The following is an 18,797-nucleotide window of genomic DNA, read 5'->3' as shown; positions in this document are numbered from 1 at the left end:
GTTAACCCCAGCAGAGGTCCATGCCTTCTTTGACCGAGATCGAGTCTACTCCGTCTGCGGCCTTGTCCGTCACCAGTGCAACGCCGGTGTCATAGAAGTCTTTGCCCGGCGTGTTCTCAGGCTTGGTGCCTTCGTCCGCCCATTTCTTGACGGCTTCAACACCCAGCGATGCCATCAGTAGCGGATATTGCTGCGAGGTCGCACCGATCACGCCGTCCGCCACGTTCTGAACACCGGGGCAGCCGCCGTCGACTGACACGATCAGCACATCGTTCTCGCGTCCGATGGCCTTCAGCGCCTCATATGCACCAGCTGCTGCAGGCTCGTTGATCGTATGAACCACATTGATGGTTGGGTCCTTGGCCAGAAGGTTCTCCATCGCGCGGCGACCACCTTCTTCGTTGCCGGCGGTAACGTCGCTGCCGACCAGACGTGAATCGCTTTCGTCACCGATGACATTCGGATCGGCCAGATCAACGCCAAACCCTTCCAGGAAGCCCTGGTTCCGCAGCACGTCGACTGTTGGTTGGCTCACCGCCAGATCCAGCGTTGCGATTTTGGCGTCCGCAGCCGCATCACCAAGCGTCGCTTTCGCCCATTGTCCGATCAGCAAACCGGCCAGGAAGTTGTCGGTGGCAAAAGTAGCATCTGCCGAGTCAATCGGCTCTAGCGGTGTGTCCAAAGCAATGACCAATACACCTGCGTCGCGCGCTTGCTTGACGGCAGGTACGATCGAGGACGTGTCTGAGGCTGTCAGCAAAATGCCCTTTGCGCCATCCAGAATACAGGTCTCGATGGCCTGCACTTGTGTTTCGTGGTCACCATCCACCTTGCCTGCGAAGGCCTTCAGCGTCATGCCAAGCTCTTCGGCTTTTGCGGTCGCGCCTTCTTTCATCTTAACGAAGAAGGGGTTGGTGTCCGTTTTGGTGATCAGGCACACGGTCGTGTCCGCCATCGCAGCGCCAGCCATTACAGTCAAGGCAAGCGCGGATGCGCCTGCAAGTTTCGAAAACGTCATTGATAATCCTCCCAGTATCTCCCGCGCCCAAGGGGCACATGTTTAATCGGGTGAAATTGGACCCGACCCCACAGCAAAATCATCTTCAGTTTCGAATTGAGAGTCAATAAATAAATCACTCTTAATTATTATTGACAGACCCCACCCCGGCCCACATTCTAATGCCGGGAGGGTTTGATTTGCCTGCACAGCCGTCGAACGAAAACACCGCGCTGGAAAGGGCTTCTCAGGTGCGTGGCACAAACCAAAGCGGCATGCGCGCGCATAATGAACGCCTTGTGCTGTCGCTGGTCAGGCGACACCAGGCGCTGGCAAAATCTGAAATCGCCAGGATGACGGGACTTTCCGCGCAAACCGTTTCGGTCATCATGCGGCACCTGGAAAAGGATGGCCTGCTGCTGCGGGGCGAGCCGGTTCGCGGCAAGGTCGGGCAACCTTCGGTTCCGATGCGTCTCAATCCGGATGGTGCGTCGTTCTTTGGCCTCAAGGTCGGTCGACGCAGTGCGGAATTGGTGCTGACGGATTTTCTGGGATGTGTAAAGGCGCGGCAACGGCGGACATACGAATACCCCAACCCGGATGAGACTTTGGAGTTCGCCACGGATGCCTTGGGCAAGATGACTGCAAATCTTGGATCCGAAGCGCAAACAAGGATTTCGGGGCTGGGCATCGCCATGCCGTTCTTTTTGTGGGACTGGGCACAGACGCTGCAAGTGCCGCAGGACAAGATGAATCCCTGGCGAACGGCGGATATCAAGTCGGCGCTCGCGGCCACCTATGACATTCCGATATTCGAGCAAAACGATGCCACCGCTGCCTGTGGAGCAGAGCTTGTTTTCGGACCCACCGACGGGCCGCGGGATTTCCTGTATTTCTACGTTGGCTACTTTATAGGTGGCGGTGTGGTGCTGAATGGGTCGATCTTTTCCGGTCGCGGAAACGCAGGCGCGCTTGGGCCTCTGCCGGTTCCTACAAGTGACGGACGTGTTCAGCCGCTGATCGATGTGGCCAGCCTTTATGTGCTCGAACGATCGCTTCTGTCTGCAGGCGAAGACGCAGACATGATCTGGGAACAACCCGCGCATTGGAACATTCCAGACGACCTTGTCGAGGCATGGCTGCAAAAAGCCGCGTTTGGTTTGGCATACGCAATCGTGTCGTCCTGCAGCCTGATCGATTTCCATTGCGTAAAGATCGATGGTTGGATGCCATCATCGGTAAAGGCGCGGCTGATTGCGGCGGTCGAGGCCCAGCTGTCCGACTTGAACCTAACCGGTCTTGAGCGCCCCGAGATCGCCATGGGCGCTGTCGGTTCCGACGCCCGCGCTCTGGGTGCTGCAAGCCTGCCCTTGTCCCAGCGATACCTTGTCGAGGGATAGTCTGGTGCCGCAAAATGTTTTGGGGGTCTCAAAAAGTCGTGTAATCTGAACCCGCCGACCTTGCAGTTATTGGGAGGTTTGAATGAACAAGCGCAGCAGCCCGACCGAGGGAATGATTGACTACGCAGGAAATTCCCTCCCGCAGAAGCATTCCATTCAGTCCCGCGCGGATGATGTTCGTGAGATGGCAGACAAGGTCGCCGCCACATCAGATGAAATCCACATTGCCGATTATGGCTGCGGAACGGGTTCAAACGCGATTTTGTCAATAAAACCTGCAATCGAGTCCTTTGTGGACCGCTATCCGGATCACTCGGTTTTTGTTCATCATGTCGATCAGGCGGAAAACGATTGGAATACGCTGTTTGAATTTGCGGCCAGCCAGGAAGGTTACATGAACCTCTCGGCACAGATTCGTCCCACTGCAAGTGTGGGCAGTTTTTTCTCAGCGGCTGCACCAGCTTCAACGATTGATGTTGGGGTATCATTTGGTGCCAGCCATTGGCTCAGCGTGCAGCCAGAAATCTCATCAAGGGGCACGCTTTGGTTCGCGGACCTGCAGGGCAATGCCCGGTTGGAATTGAAGAAGCAAGCCCAGAAAGATTGGGAGAAATTTCTGACCCTGCGCCTCAATGAGATGCGCAGCGGAGGACGGCTTTTTGTCTCGACGCTTGGCGCGATTCCGGATGATGATGAAATCAATGGAATTTGCTGCTCTGGCCGACACACCTATCGCGCATTGTACCAAGTTGCGAACTCGATGGCAGAGGACGGGTTGATATCCGAGCAGGCACTAAGTCGATTTGTGATGCCAGTCTGGTTTATGTCCAAAGAAGAGGCGCTTATGCCGTTTCAGCGTAATGCGGACCTGGCAGAGGGTTTCTCAATTGAAAGAGCCGAGGTCGCGCGGGCCCGGCAAAATCCAGAAGACATCTTTGCGGACCAAATAGGCGAACGCCAGAAATATGCGGCAAGCTACAAAGGGTTCGTTCGGTCCTTTACCGAATCGACATTCAGGCAATTCTTGTTCGGTGACGAACCCGGCCAGACGGAAAGCTCTATGCTGACTTCGTTCTACAATCGTTTTGAAACGTACATCAGCGAAGACCGAGGCAAATGCGCCTTTGAGATCTGGCTGTTGACGATCGAGCTAAAAAAACAATGAGCGGATTATAGGGCGCGGTTGAAGCAAACCAAAACGGACCTGGGGCCTTCGACCGAAAACTGTAGTCCGACGTGTTTGTCGTTTGAAATATAGATCGGAGTGTCAAAATGCGTTTTCTTACCTTGCTGTCCCTATTTTTGCAGGCCCTTCCGGCGTCAGCCGCAAATGGACCGGAATGCGGCCCGTTTACCGTCTATTTGGAGGACCTTACGGTCACGTCCAGTGGCAAAAACATTGGCGATATCGCCGTTGGGCATGTCACCGTTTTCGGCGAAGATGGCAGTGAAATCGGAACGCAAAATGTCACGACCCTGGTCGCGCCTGGCGCAGGGAACGGTGAAACACGGCTTATTGTTAATGCTTACCTGACACTCGATGACAACCAATTGATCTATACCGGTTCCTACCCAGCCCCCAGCCAGCCCGACACCGTGCCGCAGTTTGATACCCAACTGGCTGTGGTCGGTGGTACAGGGGTATTCAAAGGCGCAGCCGGTCAAGTGGCGTTCCATGCAGAAAACGGCAAACGTGCCGCTCACTTCGAGATAGCCTGCGCGCAATGACTGGCGGTCCGATTTGGTTGTGATGCCTCTAGACGATTTCGTCAGTCCCTTGCTTTCATCCCGATTGTTAACAGAACGTTAACGATCCATTCCACAAACGTTAAGCGGCCAGAGCGCATATTCAACTTGTACCGCGAATGCGGCGGAAACCTGAACTTCGTAAATGTCAAAGGCCGGGCCGTATGATGTTTAACTATGTTTTAACAATAGCGACCTTCTCAATCTGGATCACAATCGGCTTTGCGGCGGGCAGCGTGTTGACTTAGCCTCGCCGACCCACAAGCACAAAACGTGTTACTTTCACTTTTCTGTTAACTTGACTGAAACCTGATTTCGGTCACGTATTCGCCACAGTCATTGGCAAAAACCAACCAGTAACAAGTTTTGAGCGTCTGGTGTTTTGACGCTCAGGAAAGCGTGAAAGTGATTGAGTATGAGTAATGAGTTTTTTGTGCCGACCTGTCCGGAGCCGAGCGCGTCTTTTCAGCAAGGTCTCGACCAGGGGCATTCGGGGTTAACCTCGGCGCTTAGCTTTGTTTTGCAGGGCTTTCCCCCGACCAATCTGAAAGAGCTTTCACGCGAGCTGGATTGCTGCGCGCAAACCGACAAAAGATCGCCTCTGGCTGAGAAAATCTATCAGCGCGCGATCTGCGTCTATCAGGCCGAGCAGCTGTTGAAGGCCAACACAGGTGGTGCCGTTTTGCAGACTGAAACGGAGCCTTCACACATTCTGGCCAGCGATTCCGCGTCAAGAATAGCCTGTTGAACTTAGGTCGCCTTTGTCTAGGCGACGCAAGTGGTTCAGCTAGCAAACTGTTTTTTGTAAAAAGGGTAACGATCATGAAAAAGACACTGCTTTTGACCTTAATCCTGATGCCCGGCCTCGGCTGGTCCATGACAGAAGAACAGGCCACCGCAGTCTGGAAGGCCGACTGCGCCCTGTCTGGTGGTGAACATAAGGTGGATTTTGTCAAAGCAGGCGGTGCAGAGCGACAGCCCAACCTGATTCATATTTGCGAGTTCGAAAGCGGCGCTCAGACCATTCGGCTCGTGCCCCTTGTGCAAGCGACCACATCGCCCGGCGGGTAGGGAATTGGCAAGCCCTGCTGGCCATGTCACCAACGCCTCAGGTGGGATTCACGAAATGAACACGGTCTGCATTTGGCGATCCCTGAAGGACTCGAACCCTCAACCTGCTGATTAGAAGTCAGCTGCTCTATCCAGTTGAGCTAAGGGACCGCTGGGCCCTTCTTGCGGTTTTTACGTGCGGGGTTCAAGGGCCAAGCGCATGAAGGCGCTGTTTGGGTCTTCCGTATAGCCAAAGATCGGACCGCAATAGGAATAACCCAGCGCCTCATAGAGTTTGCGGGCCGCGTCATATTCCGGCAGATGCGCTGCACCGGTTTCCAGAACCAGCGCAGAAATTCCTTCGCTGCGCGCTAGTTCCGCCAGATGCTGCATCATCACACGCGCCAAACCGCGGCCACGTGCCTGGGCAATGATGTGCACCGATTTCACCTCGGCCGTTCCGTCCGGAAGAGCCTTAAGCGCACCGCAGCCAACGGGCTTTTCGGAATCGTAGATCGCCCAAAAGCGTAATCCCGGACCGGCCAGCGTCTCTGCGTCCATCGTGTGGTTGCTTTCGGCGGGACCGGCGGTTTCGCTATGGGCAAAATGCGCCTCAATCACCGGGCGCAGCGCGTCCGACGTTGGGTCCGCCTCGCGAATTTCGATCATTCAGTGTGTCCAGGGACCGCGCCGGTCGGTCGCAAAGTTCTCACCATAGCCACGCGCACGCAGATTTGGCTTGCGGCTGTGCGGCTCGCTGACCTGCGCATCGATGCCGTTGTCCTTGGCGTAGTCCAGCGCCTCTTCCTTAGTGTCGAATTTCAACCGCACTTGAGTTTGCGTGTCGTTCGAAGACGTCCAGCCCATCAGCGGATCGACCTCACGCGCCGACGCCGGTGCATATTCCAGAACCCATTTCCGGGTTTTGGCCATCCCTGAAGTCATCGCATTTCTTGCGGGCTGGTAAATCCGTGCGCGCATGTCGCCTCTCCGTACTCACTTGGCTGAGTGTGTTTATGCGTCACAGCGCGGTTCGGGACAAGATAACAAATGTCGCGGGCATCCGAGGTGCCTGATGACAAAATCTGACACTAGCCCCGCCTATGATCATACAAAGATCAACCACAGGACCAGACAGATGATTTATCACAAACGCAGGCTGGAAATCGATGCCCGCCCAGAGGCTATCTGGGCGATACTGAGCCGGTTTATGCAGATTGATGAGATTGCCCCTCAGGTTGCGCAGGTCCAGGCCCTAACCCATGGTTCAGGTGGCGTCGGGTCAAAACGCCGCTGCTACTTTAAGAACGGTACCTCGCTGGTTGAAGAGGTCACCAAATGGGAACCCAACAGCGGCTACAGCGTGCGACTATCCGAGATGTCTGCGATGCCTCTGACTGAGGCCCATGCCACGATTGTCATCGAACCAGTCGCTGGAAATCGCGCCAAGGTAGCATGGAGCATGGATTATGCTGTGAAACATGGCCTCCTTGGCTGGCTTTTGGGCCAAACGGTGTTGAGATTGATGATTGCCAGGGTGCTGGAAGGCAACCTGAAAGCGCTGAACGACAAAGTGAGTCTGGATCTCCTTCCGGATGCGCAACCGGCCTATTACTGAATCTAAACTTTCACCCCGGATCAGCCCTTGCAGTTGGACAAAATAAGAACAAATGTAAGGGCCTGATCCCGGAGCTTGCCTATGCCCTACGCCCATTCCGACAAGACCCAGTTGACCGCCGATGATGTCCGCGCTCGCCTGAAACTGGAGGGCGGCAAGCAGTTCGTCATGCACACAGAGTTCGCGCCTGCAGGTGACCAGCCGACGGCGATCACGGAATTGGCAGAAGGCGTAAACGAGGGCGAGCGCGATCAGGTGCTGCTGGGCGCGACCGGGACGGGTAAGACCTTTACCATGGCCAAGGTGATCGAGGAAACTCAGCGCCCCGCCATCATCCTTGCGCCCAACAAGACGCTGGCCGCGCAGCTCTATGGTGAGTTCAAAGGATTCTTTCCCGAGAACTCGGTGGAATACTTCGTGTCCTACTACGACTACTACCAGCCCGAGGCCTATGTGCCGCGGTCGGACACCTATATCGAGAAAGAATCCCAGATCAACGAACAGATTGACCGGATGCGCCACTCGGCCACCCGCGCGCTGCTGGAACGCGATGACGTGATCATCGTCGCCTCGGTGTCCTGCATCTACGGTATCGGTTCGGTTGAGACCTACGGAGCGATGACGCAGGATCTGAAGGTCGGCAGCGAATATGATCAGCGGCAAGTCATGGCCGATCTCGTCGCTCAGCAATATCGGCGCAACGATCAGGCGTTTCAGCGCGGGTCCTTCCGGGTTCGGGGTGACTCGCTGGAGATCTGGCCCGCCCACCTTGAGGATCGCGCCTGGAAGCTATCCTTCTTCGGTGAGGAACTGGAACAGATCACCGAATTCGACCCGCTGACCGGAGAACGCGCCGCCACGATGGAGCATGTGCGGGTCTATGCAAACTCGCACTACGTGACGCCGAAACCGACGATGCAGCAGGCGATCATCGGCATCAAAAAGGAACTGCGCATCCGGCTGGACCAACTGGTAGGCGAAGGCAAACTGCTGGAAGCACAACGTCTGGAGCAACGCACCAATTTCGATCTGGAAATGCTAGAGGCCACCGGTGTCTGCAACGGGATCGAGAACTACTCACGCTATCTGACTGGTCGCGCGCCGGGCGAGCCGCCTCCGACCTTGTTCGAATTCATCCCCGACAACGCCATCGTATTCGCCGATGAATCCCATGTCTCCGTCCCTCAGATCGGCGGCATGTACCGGGGCGACTACCGCCGCAAATTCACGTTGGCCGAACACGGGTTCCGCCTGCCGTCCTGCATGGACAACCGTCCGTTGAAGTTCGAGGAATGGGACGCCATGCGCCCGCAATCCGTCTTCGTCTCGGCCACGCCTGCGAAGTGGGAGATCGAACAGACCGGCGGTGTCTTCACCGAACAGGTGATCCGTCCCACGGGCCTCTTGGACCCCGAGGTCGAAATCCGCCCTGTCTCGATGCAGGTGGACGACCTGCTGGACGAAGTGCGCAAGGTGGCCGCCAATGGATTCCGCACGCTGGTCACCACTCTGACCAAACGCATGGCCGAGGACCTGACCGAATACCTGCACGAACAGGGCATCAAGGTGCGCTACATGCACTCGGACATCGACACGTTGGAACGGATCGAGATTCTGCGCGACCTGCGGCTGGGGGCGTTCGACGTGCTGGTCGGGATCAACCTGCTGCGCGAGGGGCTCGACATCCCCGAATGTGGGCTGGTCGCCATTCTGGACGCGGATAAGGAGGGGTTCCTGCGCTCAGAAACGTCGCTGATCCAGACCATCGGCCGCGCCGCGCGGAACGCCGATGGCCGGGTGATCATGTATGCCGACAAGATCACCGGTTCCATGGAGCGCGCCTTGGGCGAGACCAACCGCCGCCGCGCCAAACAGCTCGCCTATAATGAGGAACACGGCATCACGCCCGAGACGGTGAAGAAGAATGTCGAGGACGTTCTGGCCGGTCTCTACGAAGGCGACGTCGACATGAATCGCGTCACCGCCACCATCGACAAACCGATGCACGGCGCGAACCTCGAGGCCCATCTGGACGGGTTGCGGGACCAAATGCGCAAAGCCGCCGAGAACCTCGAATTCGAAGAGGCCGCCAATATCCGGGATGAGATCAAACGTCTGGAAGCGGTCGATCTGGCCGTCGCCGACGACCCCATGGCGCGCCAATGGGCGGTCGAGAAGGCGTCTGAGGATGCGGTGAAGTCGCGCGGACGGTCAACGGCTGGCAGGCCGGGGCAGCGGGGTGGGAATGTGAAGCGGCGGAGAAAATAATTGATCCGTTCGCTTGGCAAAAACGCGAAAATACGCTTTCAAATCCAATCTAAGAACCGTGCATTTTCCGACAGATGGACGGTTTTTCGGAATGGTCTTGATGTTTACTTGGCCACTGGTCGTCTGGGGAGCACTTCAAAGATTAGTCTTCACGCCAGCGGTGTGTGTCGTTACGCCCTTACTGAAAACTTAGGGAAACAGTATCCCGGCCTCCCGAATTCGGACCGTGTAATTCTTAGATGGCGACGAGAAATGAACCTTGAGGACATACTCCAATCGCAGGTTCTTTCGATCCGATTTGTACCCATAACAAAGGGAGTGTCCTCTGGGCACAGTGTCTGTGATAACTCGAAACCACTGCCGTACCCGCCGAATGGTGCTTGCACCGAAGTATGTGCTTTTTATTCGAAATCCGACCCACTCAATTGGGAATCAGAAGTTTGGTTGAATAGCAATATCTTAGGTGTGTGGAAGCTACAGCCTGAACTCTACGTTTCTTTTCGCTGGCGCTTGGTTCCAATTGAACCTCGTCAAATTGACGCTGTTTGGAACAGCGTTAGGCAGGACAATCACAAAATGGTTGTTGGAGAAGAGGACCCCAGCTTATTCGAGGCCGGAGTATATGATTGTCTTATAAGCGAAACCAACGGATGGCATGGGATGTTCCACAGCCTTCTAGCAGTTCCAAATCCGAGTATTGGAAAAAGAGCTAGTTGGTGGACCAAAGAAGCCAATACTCCAAAGGCTAGTTCGTGAAGGCATCAGGGTTTCGGTGAGCAGAAGTGCAATCTACATTCCAGTTTCATTTGCTGCGTCTTCCCCAAATCCACCACACTTCAAACTTGCACCCCACCTCACCCTCCTCCACGTTTGAAATCGCAAATTGTGATTCCAAACGGTTGCCATGACGAACACCCTGCCCAGCACGCATGAGGTCCAAAGCGCCATTCACTGGGTGCGCGGCACCCGCGTGGTGCTGGCCGAGGATCTGGCGCGGTTCTACGGAAAATCCGTCAGCGCCTTCAATCAGGCCGCCGCGTACAGTCCAGCCCCCATCGTTGAGGCAGATCAGCACCCTTGCCCAAGGCCCATCGTCACCTAGATACCCGCTCATGCGCGCCGTCCTGTTCTCTCTACTCCTCGCCACCCCAGCCGCTGCATGGGAGGCAACGGTCGGGCAAATCTGCACCCTGTCACATGACACGAGCACGGCAGAGATCTTCCTGACCTACGACCCCGCGAAACCGCTCTATACGCTGACCATCACCCACAAGGCCGAGGGTTGGACTCAAGCCCCGTGGTTCGCCATGCGGTTTGACGGTCCGAACCCCATTGAGATCGCAACTCCGCGTCATGTTTTGTCCGAAAACGCCGCGTCGCTGACCGTCACGGATACCGGGTTCGGAAATGTTTTGAATGGGTTGGAATACAACCGGACCGCCTATGCGTTTACGCAGGATACAATTACCGAGTTTCCATTGGACGGTGCGGCACCGCAGGTTCGCATCTTTCGTGACTGCGCTGGCGCTCAGCTTTCCTAAGCGGTTAGCAGGTGGGACGGGGTGCCACCCCTCCTATAGCCCCAACTCTGCACGGACCTTCTTGGTCAGTTTCGCCGCAACCATCTCATAAGAGGTCACGATATGCTCGCGCAGGGACGCGTCGCTCATCCCGCGTGGCTCATAGACCTGCAGCCATTTCATGCCACGTGAGGCCAGATAGGGCGCTGGGCGGATGCCGGGTTCATCACTCAGCACCTCAAAGGCCAGATCGGTGGCCTTGAAGGTGAACGCATCCTTGCCGTCGTTCCAGCCGCAGAGCGCAAAAACCTTGCCGCCAACCTTCCACACATCCGCATTGCCCCATTGCACGACATGGGTGGTCGCCTTGAGCGAGGCGCAGAAGGTGTTGAACTCATTCCGTGTCATGCGCTCATCCTCTCGGCTACGGTCCGCGGTGTGGCCGAAACCTGCAAATTCTCGGGACCTGTGGGGTTTGCTGGACCGCCCAGACGTTACCTCAGAGCTTACAATTGTTCGACCTTGACGGAGTCCGTCCGATAGAAAGCAAGATGTTCCTTGATCTCGACGACGCTCGGGATCGGGTCCTCGTAGCTCCAGACCGCGTTGTCAGTCACCGAGGACTTGTTGACGATCGAAAAATGCGTCGCGTCGCCCTTGTGCGGACAATGGGTCACCTTGTCGGTTTGATCCAGAAAGGCCATCGCAATGTCCGCGCGTGGAAAATAGATTACGGGTTCCCGATCACCCTCAAGCAATTCCAGCGCGTTCGTTGTCTCGCCCAGAATGGCACCACCGGAGCGGACGCTCCATTTGCCGGGAGCCTTGCGGATCGTGATATGTTCAGACATTTTTGTTCCTTCCCTTCAGGGCCAAGGCCCAACGTTCTGCCAATTGCTTGTAACAGACCGATGTCAGATCGGCGCGGTCGCTTCATCCAACCACAGTTGCGCCTCAGCGCTTAGCCTTGAGCGAATTTTTTCCGCAACGTCACGGTGATAGGCGTTCAGCCAGTTGCGCTGCTCATGCGTCAACATGTCGGTCACAACCAACCGACGGTCAACGGGCACATATGTGAGTGTCCGCCAAGTCAGCATGGCACGTTCGGGATCCGCGCCAGGCAGCGGCGGTGCCTCTTGCACGACGACAAGGTTTTCTATCCGGATACCAAAGGAGCCCTCGCGGTAATACCCCGGCTCGTTGGACAGGATCATGCCCGGTTCAAGCGGCACGTGGCTGATGCGCGAAAGACGCTGCGGGCCCTCGTGGACGCTGAGATAGGTGCCGACGCCATGGCCTACGCCGTGGTTGAAATCCTGTCCCGCAGCCCAGATCGGAAGGCGGGCAACGCACTCGATATCCCGTCCAGCCAGACCCACAGGCCAACGCAGCATAGACAGGTCGATCATGCCTTTGAGAACGCGGGTAAAGCAGGCCTTTTCGTTATCACCAACCTCTCCGATCGCGATCGTGCGCGTGATGTCGGTGGTCCCGTCCAGATATTGGCCGCCGCTATCCAGCACCAGCAAATGGCCGTTTTCCAAGCGCGAGTCCGTTTCGTCGGTGACCCGGTAATGCATGATCGCGCCATTTGGTCCGGTCCCCGCAATCGTATCGAACGAAATGTCCTGCAACGCATTGTCCCGGCGGCGGTTCTCTTCCAGTCGGGCCACGACCTGCGTTTCACTCAGCGTTCCCGGAGTCTGTGCATCCAGCCAGCACAAAGTCTCGACCACGGCAACTGCGTCGCGCAGATGTGCTTCGGCCGTCCCCGCGATTTCAGCGGGGTTCTTGCGCGCCTTCGGTAAGGCACACGGATCACCGCCATCGGTCATCTTTTCACCGAGCGCCTCCGCAACGATCTGCGGCACGGTTCCCGGATCGACTTGAACACGGCCTTCAAGTGTTCCAAGGGCATCCAGAAATTCTTCCGGATCATGAAGCGAAACCAGACCGCCAAGATAGTCGCGCACCTCGGTCAGTTTTTCTTTCGCCATGAACAGATCAACGCGGCCATCGGCATGCAAAATGGCAAACCCATGCGCCACGGGGTTATACGCGATGTCCGAACCCCGAATATTCAGAAGCCACATGATCGAATCCGGCAGTGTAATCACCGCTGCTGAATGTTCGGCCTGGCGCAGGGCGGCAGCCAGCCGGTCGATCTTGCTTTGTGCCGTTTCCCCTGCGAATTCAATGGGATGAACTTTAACGGGATTCATGGGCGGGCCTGGTTGGTCATCCCACACCCGATCTACAAGATTGCCGCACTGGATCAGTTCGACACCGCTGCCTTCAAGCTCTGACCGGGTCGAGGAAATCTGACCGGTCGAATGCAACCACGGATCAAACCCAACCTTGCCACCCTGAGGCAGCTGGTCGCGCAGCCAAGCGCTCAGGCTGACATCCGGCCATGGGACCGGCGTAAAGTCGGATGCGACCTGCGCCTTGACCTGCGTGCGGTATCGCCCGTCGATAAAGACACCCGCCACGTTGACAAGTGCCGCACAAAATCCCGCCGAGCCGGTGAACCCTGTCAACCAGGACAAGCGTTCGTCGCGAGGGGCAACATATTCACCCTGATGTGCATCAGCACGCGGGATAAGAAACCCGTCCAACCCTTCGCGTTCGATCTCGGCCCGCAAAGCCGCCAGTCTTGGCGGCCCTTGTTCGGGGCGCGCGGTCACTGCGAAGGATTGAAACATGCCATACCTCGTTTAACTGGGGATTTGCCCGCAATAGTTTTTGGAAAACCTCCAAATTGGCAAGGCCGGACTTAGCTGGCCTTCTTCATTCCCATCACTCTTGCCCGCGCGCGCGGGTCGCTGTCGAACAGTGCGGCCAGTTGTTCCGTCATAGCGCCCGCCAGTTGTTCAACATCCGTGATCGTCACGGCGCGGTCGTAATACCGGGTCACATCATGTCCGATACCAATGGCCAGCAATTCGACCATATTGCGCTTCTCGACCATCGCGATCACATCGCGCAGGTGTTTTTCCAGGTAATTCGCAGGGTTCACGCTCAGCGTAGAGTCATCAACCGGCGCACCGTCTGAAATCACCATCAGAATCTTACGCTGCTCGCGCCGCGCAATCATCCGGCGGTGCGCCCATTCCAGCGCTTCGCCGTCGATGTTCTCCTTCAGAAGGCCCTCTTTCATCATCAGGCCCAGATTGGGCCGCGCCCGCCGCCAAGGCGCATCCGCGCCCTTGTAGACAATGTGGCGCAGATCGTTCAGACGCCCCGGCTGCTGAGGGCGGCCATCGTTCAGCCACGCCTCACGCGCCTGACCACCTTTCCAAGCACGGGTCGTAAAGCCCAGAATCTCGACCTTCACATTGCAGCGTTCCAGCGTTCTCGCCAGAACATCGGCACAAATTGCCGCGATGGAAATCGGACGACCGCGCATCGAGCCCGAATTGTCCAGTAGCAGCGTCACTACTGTATCGCGGAACTCGGTATCCTTCTCGACCTTAAAGCTGAGCGGCGTGGTCGGGTTCGCGACAACACGCGCCAAACGGCCCGCGTCCAGAATGCCTTCTTCGCGGTCGAACTCCCAGCTACGGTTCTGCTGCGCTTGCAAGCGGCGTTGTAGCTTGTTGGCCAAACGGCTGACGGCGCCTTTCAACGGCTCAAGCTGTTGGTCCAGATAGGCGCGCAGGCGTTCCAGCTCCGCAGGTTCCGCCAAATCTTCAGCCGCGATCTCTTCGTCATAGGTGTTCAGGTAGACCTTGTAGTCCGGGTCAGCCTCGGATGCAGGCGGCGGGGCAGGGGGCTCCAACGGAGCCTCGCCCTCGGGCATCTCCGCCTCATCGCCCATTTCTTCATCGGCCATCTCATCCATCGAGACCTGGGCCTGGGACTGATCCTGCTGCTCTTCCTGACTCTGCTCAGGCGTGGCGTCGGCGTCCTGTTCGTCCTGATCATCCTGCCCGGTGCTGTCGGGATCGGGCTGTTCCTCGGCGTCGTCCTCGGCCTGATCTTCCTGATCTTCGTCCAGCTCATCCGGGTCATCGCCCAGCTGGTCTCCATAGCCCAGATCCTTGATCATCTGGCGCGCGAACTTGGCAAATTCGGCCTGGTCCGAGAGCACCTCGTCGAGGTTTTCCAACACACCCCCGGCTTGTTCCTCGATAAACCCGCGCCACAGGTTCATGACGTTCTCGGCGGCAGGCGGCATTTCCCGCCCCGTCGCCAGATGCCGGATCAGGTAACCGGCGGCGACGGCCAGAGGCGCATCCGCAGGCTGCTTGCACTGGTCATACCCCCGTCGGATCGCCTCATGCCCGATCTTGACGTCGATATTCGAGGCCGTGCCGGGCATATCCCGCGCACCCATCGCCTCGCACCGGGCGGTCTCCATGGCCTCATACAAATCGCGCGCCATGTCGCCCGGAGGCGCATAACGCGCATGGGTCGCATCGTCATGGTATTTGCGCTGCAAAGCCAAGGCATCCGCCGTCCCGCGCGCCAGCAACACCTCTTCCCGCGTCATCCGTCGCGAAACTTGCGGCAAGCGCATCGATTCACCCGTCATACCCGAGGGATCAACCGTATAGGTTACGTTCAGTTCGGGATCGTCGGCCATGACCTTGGTGGCCTCGGCCAAGGCTTTCTTGAACGGATCAGCAGGATTGTCGTTCTTCTGCACCATGTTCAAACGCCCTTTGTGTTGCGCAGACCCGCCGCCCTAACGCGAAACCGGATCCCCCTTCATCTGGCCAAAAATATCCCCGCCGGAGGCAATGCGCCCGGCACGGGCGCAATTCAGCAGGTTAACCCAAACTCGCACTCGCCGCGCTTTCCGGCAGTTCCTCGTCAAAGCAGCGCTGATAGAACTCGGCCACAGTCTGACGTTCCAACTCATCACATTTGTTCAGGAAGGACAGGCGGAACGCGTAGCCCACGTCGCGGAAAATCTCGGCATTTTGCGCCCAGTTGATCACCGTGCGGGGGCTCATGACGGTGGACAAGTCGCCGTTCATGAATGCGGTCCGGGTCAGATCGGCGACGGTTACCATTTGGCTGACGGTCTTGCGGCCTTTCTCGGTATTGTAATGCGGGGCTTTCGACAGCACGATCATCGTCTCGGCATCATGGCTGAGGTAGTTCAGCGTCGAGACCAGCGACCAGCGGTCCATCTGCGCCTGGTTGATCTGTTGCGTGCCGTGATAGAGGCCGGTCGTGTCCCCCAGACCCACGGTGTTGGCCGTCGCGAACAGGCGGAAATTCGGGTTCGGCGTGATGATTTCGTTCTGGTCCAGCAGGGTCAGCTTACCATCATGCTCCAGCACGCGCTGGATCACGAACATCACGTCGGCACGGCCGGCATCGTATTCATCGAACACAATGGCCACAGGGTTGCGCAGCGCCCAGGGCAGAATGCCTTCGTGGAATTCCGTTACCTGCTTGCCGTCGCGCAGTTTGATTGCGTCCTTGCCGATCAGGTCGATCCGGCTGATATGGCTGTCCAGATTCACCCGCACGGCAGGCCAGTTCAAACGAGCGGCGACCTGTTCGATATGGGTGGATTTCCCGGTGCCGTGATAACCTTGGATCATTACCCGGCGATTGTGAGTAAAACCCGCCAGAATCGCCAGCGTCGTTTCGGGGTCGAACTTGTAGGTGTGGTCAATGACCGGCACACGATCGCTGCGGTCGGCAAAGCCTTTGACGGCCATGTCGCTGTCAATGCCGAACACCTCACGGACCGAGATGTCCTCGGTTGGTTTTGCGTTGATATCGATCGATCCGTCAGCCATCTGCCTTGTCCTTATACTTTGGCCCGCGTCGCCGGGTTTGAACCTGTGTGTGGTGCAACATATTGCGGGCAAGGGCAAGGGAAAGACACCGGTGGCGGGACTTCGGCTGCGGTTTCTTTCAAACTGGTATTATCGGTGGCTTAACGACCGGTCGAAAGCGGTTTTGCGCGCCCGCGCTGGTTGATGTCTTAATGGATGGCCGACGCGCCAACATGTCCTGCTTACATTGGCGCTATCTGTTTGCATCTTCGATGACTTGCGCGATGGCCACGGCTTTTTGCGCTAGGTCAGGTTGGGTTTTGTCGTCCAGCGCCAGTTTCGCAACCCTGTCGTACAAGGCTTTTGAGGTATAGAACTGATAGACTTTCGTATTCTCAGGGCTGTTCCAGAATGCAGTAATCCAAATGGCCTCACGTCCCGGCACGCAGCCGCGGCACCAGTCAGTCCAGAGCCGCGGGACAAGCAACTCATCCGGAGTCGCGGCAACCTGATGCAGCAAGTCATCAAGCGACCAGCCCGCAAGCGAGAACATACACAGAGTGTCGTCCAGATAATCGCCGGTTCCCGCAATCTCGCGCTTTAGGTAAGCGCGTTGAAACCGGTCCAGAACCTGCCACTCTTCCTCTGACCATTTGGCGGGGTTTCCGGTATCAAAACGGTTCAGACTGACTTCGAGGCCGACACTCGCCAACTCTTCCCCCACGGCCAGCACTTCAAGCACCCTTGGCAGTAAATAGCCCCATGTGGTTTTGGAGATGCCGTTCGGGTCATAGGCGGCAAAGAACCAATCCTGCAAATAGTGCAGCGGCAGTTCTTCGATTGGTGGTGCAAAGAAATCAGCTTCGATCCGCGCGTCCATGCAGCAACCTTCGCATACCCCGATGCTTTGTGGTTTGGGGTAAGAGAACACCCGATAGGCATCGCTGACAATCTCAAAAAACGGATGATCCGGTGTAAGTTTGGCCCGAAGAGGTTTTTGCTTTTTGCGCCCCACTGACCAGGCCCCTGAGACTAAACTGCCAGATAAGGCCTCTGCGACCTCGTGTTGTCAGTTTGGAAACTTATTCCGCGCTGTCAACACGTTGCGCTGCGCTTATTTGAAGTTCCGGCTGTCCTTGATCTGATCCCAGGCCCAGACGACCTCTTGCAGCTGTTCTTCCTGAGATCGGTCGCCACCGTTCATGTCCGGGTGCAGCACTTTGATCAGCTTTTTGTACGCCTTGCGCACCTCGGCCTTGGTCCAGCTGTCATTGGCCTCCAGAATCTCGATCGCGCGGCGTTCGGTCGGCGGCAGGCGGCGGCCGCCTCCACCCGTTGTGCGACCTTTGTTCTGCGTCCCGTTTGCGCCCAGCACCTGATGCGGGTCCTCGATCCCAAGACGGGCCCACGCGCGGGCTTCGGGATCACCCATCGGTTTGGTTTCACGCTCCCACACCTTGTCTTTCGACCGTTGCGCGTTCAACTCGGCCTCGGTCGTGCCGTCGAAGAAGTTCCACTTCTGGTTATATTCGCGCACGTGCTGCTGGCAGAACCAGTAGAAATCGTCCAACACGTCCGGCGCTTTGGGTGCGCGAAATTTTCCAGCCTCTTCACAGCCGGGGTGATCGCAGAGTCGGGTCGATGTTTCGGACGCGCCCGACATGCCCCGACGTCCGCGCGGCTTCTTTTTCTTTGCGCTGGATACGGACATATCGAATCCGAAAGGGTCTGATTTCACCATGGGCCTGCTCCTGCGAACACGTCTTTTCGACTCGGAGGCAGCAGTTTAACGTAAGTGTCACAGAGTAGAAGAGGGGCGCGGCAAAAAATTTGCCGCTGAGCAGAAAAATGACCGTGACCGATGAAATCCGCACCCGGCTGCAGGCCGCTTTTGACCCGCGCGAGCTTGAGGTTATCGACGACAGCGAAAGCCATCGCGGCCACGCCGGGTATCAAGACGGCGGTGAAAGTCATTTCAACGTGCGCATCCGGTCAGAGGCGTTTTCCGGTCAATCCCGCATCGCGCGTCACCGAGCGGTGCATGCTGCGCTTGGTGATATCGTGCCGCGTATTCACGCTTTGGCACTGGATATCGACGTCTAAGCATTTGCGGGCGGGAACGATGGCGGGACAAGAGCAGATTGAAGCCTTACCCCGGCAGGCGTGACATCGGCTCTATGACGATCACTACCGCCCTGCGACCCCAATTTGCGACGGCCACATTGCTGATCAACCCCGAGCAGCGGATAGTGACCTATGTCAAGGACAATACTCGGCCGTTTGTGTCCTTTGGTCGCGAACTGCCGGTCAAATTGCGTGACAATAACTTCTGCGCGCTGGCTGGTCACAATCGGCGCATTGGCTGACGTGCCGGGAGACCCCGCGCATGTTGCGTGAAGCCTCGGAGGGGCAGATGAATGTTTCACTGAAACCGGGCCAGGCCGGGTTAACCGGGGT

At 57.2% G+C, this 18,797-nt stretch carries 21 protein-coding genes and 1 tRNA gene; 11 read left to right on the top strand and 11 right to left on the bottom strand.

The window, feature by feature from the left end; genetic code table 11:
• Window position 1 precedes the first annotated feature (1 nt).
• On the bottom strand, window positions 2-1,018 hold the full coding sequence (locus tag ACR0CR_RS14515; protein ID WP_480600230.1) for a substrate-binding domain-containing protein: 1,017 nt from the start codon (window positions 1,016-1,018) through the stop codon (window positions 2-4).
• A gap of 254 nt (window positions 1,019-1,272) precedes the next feature.
• Here ACR0CR_RS14515 and ACR0CR_RS14510 point away from each other — a divergent pair, with 254 nt between their 5' ends.
• The 5 genes from ACR0CR_RS14510 to ACR0CR_RS14490 all read left to right on the top strand — a co-directional run bounded on the left by ACR0CR_RS14510 (window position 1,273) and on the right by ACR0CR_RS14490 (window position 5,214).
• Window positions 1,273-2,397: an ROK family transcriptional regulator gene (locus ACR0CR_RS14510; RefSeq protein WP_480600572.1), complete on the top strand. Its 1,125-nt coding sequence runs from the start codon at window positions 1,273-1,275 to the stop codon at window positions 2,395-2,397.
• A gap of 82 nt (window positions 2,398-2,479) precedes the next feature.
• Window positions 2,480-3,562: a class I SAM-dependent methyltransferase gene (locus ACR0CR_RS14505; RefSeq protein WP_480600228.1), complete on the top strand. Its 1,083-nt coding sequence runs from the start codon at window positions 2,480-2,482 to the stop codon at window positions 3,560-3,562.
• A 107-nt stretch (window positions 3,563-3,669) separates the two neighbouring features.
• The gene (locus ACR0CR_RS14500) at window positions 3,670-4,125 is read left to right on the top strand and encodes a hypothetical protein (protein WP_480600226.1); all 456 of its coding nucleotides are present in this window, start codon (window positions 3,670-3,672) and stop codon (window positions 4,123-4,125) included.
• Between the two features lie 433 nt (window positions 4,126-4,558).
• Complete coding sequence (locus ACR0CR_RS14495) at window positions 4,559-4,891, top strand: hypothetical protein (RefSeq protein ID WP_480600224.1); 333 nt, start codon at window positions 4,559-4,561, stop codon at window positions 4,889-4,891.
• Window positions 4,892-4,965: 74 nt separating this feature from the next.
• Window positions 4,966-5,214, top strand: a complete 249-nt coding sequence (locus ACR0CR_RS14490; RefSeq protein WP_480600222.1) for a hypothetical protein — start codon at window positions 4,966-4,968, stop codon at window positions 5,212-5,214.
• Window positions 5,215-5,287: 73 nt separating this feature from the next.
• Here the strand turns inward: ACR0CR_RS14490 and ACR0CR_RS14485 are convergent.
• The 3 genes from ACR0CR_RS14485 to ACR0CR_RS14475 all read right to left on the bottom strand — a co-directional run bounded on the left by ACR0CR_RS14485 (window position 5,288) and on the right by ACR0CR_RS14475 (window position 6,174).
• Window positions 5,288-5,364, bottom strand: a tRNA-Arg gene (locus ACR0CR_RS14485).
• A 21-nt stretch (window positions 5,365-5,385) separates the two neighbouring features.
• Window positions 5,386-5,862 (bottom strand): GNAT family N-acetyltransferase, encoded by a 477-nt coding sequence (locus tag ACR0CR_RS14480; protein ID WP_480600220.1) that lies wholly within the window; start codon window positions 5,860-5,862, stop codon window positions 5,386-5,388.
• The gene (locus ACR0CR_RS14475) at window positions 5,863-6,174 is read right to left on the bottom strand and encodes an ETC complex I subunit (protein ID WP_480600218.1); all 312 of its coding nucleotides are present in this window, start codon (window positions 6,172-6,174) and stop codon (window positions 5,863-5,865) included.
• A 157-nt stretch (window positions 6,175-6,331) separates the two neighbouring features.
• Here ACR0CR_RS14475 and ACR0CR_RS14470 point away from each other — a divergent pair, with 157 nt between their 5' ends.
• The 4 genes from ACR0CR_RS14470 to ACR0CR_RS14455 all read left to right on the top strand — a co-directional run bounded on the left by ACR0CR_RS14470 (window position 6,332) and on the right by ACR0CR_RS14455 (window position 10,620).
• A complete protein-coding gene (locus tag ACR0CR_RS14470) occupies window positions 6,332-6,811 on the top strand; it encodes an SRPBCC family protein (protein WP_480600216.1) in 480 nt (159 codons plus the stop codon).
• Window positions 6,812-6,892: 81 nt separating this feature from the next.
• Window positions 6,893-9,079, top strand: a complete 2,187-nt coding sequence (uvrB, locus tag ACR0CR_RS14465) for an excinuclease ABC subunit UvrB (protein ID WP_480600214.1) — start codon at window positions 6,893-6,895, stop codon at window positions 9,077-9,079.
• A gap of 904 nt (window positions 9,080-9,983) precedes the next feature.
• Window positions 9,984-10,181, top strand: a complete 198-nt coding sequence (locus tag ACR0CR_RS14460; RefSeq protein WP_480600212.1) for an ORF6N domain-containing protein — start codon at window positions 9,984-9,986, stop codon at window positions 10,179-10,181.
• A gap of 10 nt (window positions 10,182-10,191) precedes the next feature.
• Entirely contained in the window at window positions 10,192-10,620 is a 429-nt protein-coding gene (locus tag ACR0CR_RS14455) for a hypothetical protein (RefSeq protein ID WP_480600210.1), read from the top strand.
• Between the two features lie 33 nt (window positions 10,621-10,653).
• Here ACR0CR_RS14455 and ACR0CR_RS14450 read toward each other — a convergent pair whose 3' ends face one another.
• From ACR0CR_RS14450 to ACR0CR_RS14420, 7 genes are all read right to left on the bottom strand, one after another.
• Window positions 10,654-11,007 (bottom strand): MmcQ/YjbR family DNA-binding protein, encoded by a 354-nt coding sequence (locus ACR0CR_RS14450; RefSeq protein WP_480600208.1) that lies wholly within the window; start codon window positions 11,005-11,007, stop codon window positions 10,654-10,656.
• 98 nt (window positions 11,008-11,105) lie between these two features.
• Complete coding sequence (locus tag ACR0CR_RS14445) at window positions 11,106-11,450, bottom strand: DUF427 domain-containing protein (protein ID WP_480600206.1); 345 nt, start codon at window positions 11,448-11,450, stop codon at window positions 11,106-11,108.
• A 63-nt stretch (window positions 11,451-11,513) separates the two neighbouring features.
• The gene (locus ACR0CR_RS14440; protein ID WP_480600204.1) at window positions 11,514-13,304 is read right to left on the bottom strand and encodes an aminopeptidase P family protein; all 1,791 of its coding nucleotides are present in this window, start codon (window positions 13,302-13,304) and stop codon (window positions 11,514-11,516) included.
• A gap of 71 nt (window positions 13,305-13,375) precedes the next feature.
• Window positions 13,376-15,253 carry a cobaltochelatase subunit CobT gene (gene cobT / locus ACR0CR_RS14435; protein ID WP_480600202.1) on the bottom strand — a complete coding sequence of 626 codons (1,878 nt, stop codon included), beginning with the start codon at window positions 15,251-15,253 and terminating at the stop codon, window positions 13,376-13,378.
• Between the two features lie 121 nt (window positions 15,254-15,374).
• Window positions 15,375-16,361: a cobaltochelatase subunit CobS gene (gene cobS / locus ACR0CR_RS14430; protein WP_480600200.1), complete on the bottom strand. Its 987-nt coding sequence runs from the start codon at window positions 16,359-16,361 to the stop codon at window positions 15,375-15,377.
• Window positions 16,362-16,593: 232 nt separating this feature from the next.
• Complete coding sequence (locus ACR0CR_RS14425) at window positions 16,594-17,355, bottom strand: hypothetical protein (protein ID WP_480600198.1); 762 nt, start codon at window positions 17,353-17,355, stop codon at window positions 16,594-16,596.
• A gap of 99 nt (window positions 17,356-17,454) precedes the next feature.
• On the bottom strand, window positions 17,455-18,081 hold the full coding sequence (locus ACR0CR_RS14420; RefSeq protein ID WP_480600196.1) for a J domain-containing protein: 627 nt from the start codon (window positions 18,079-18,081) through the stop codon (window positions 17,455-17,457).
• A 107-nt stretch (window positions 18,082-18,188) separates the two neighbouring features.
• Between ACR0CR_RS14420 and ACR0CR_RS14415 the strand changes: the two genes are divergently transcribed.
• Both ACR0CR_RS14415 and ACR0CR_RS14410 read left to right on the top strand, forming a co-directional pair.
• Window positions 18,189-18,443: a BolA family protein gene (locus ACR0CR_RS14415; RefSeq protein ID WP_480600195.1), complete on the top strand. Its 255-nt coding sequence runs from the start codon at window positions 18,189-18,191 to the stop codon at window positions 18,441-18,443.
• Window positions 18,444-18,517: 74 nt separating this feature from the next.
• On the top strand, window positions 18,518-18,706 hold the full coding sequence (locus tag ACR0CR_RS14410; RefSeq protein WP_480600193.1) for a hypothetical protein: 189 nt from the start codon (window positions 18,518-18,520) through the stop codon (window positions 18,704-18,706).
• Window positions 18,707-18,797: the final 91 nt, after the last annotated feature.

Source organism: Ruegeria sp. AM2 (assembly GCF_056540685.1).
Note: the sequence above shows the minus strand (reverse complement) of the source record. Positions and strands in the feature narration are given on the sequence as shown.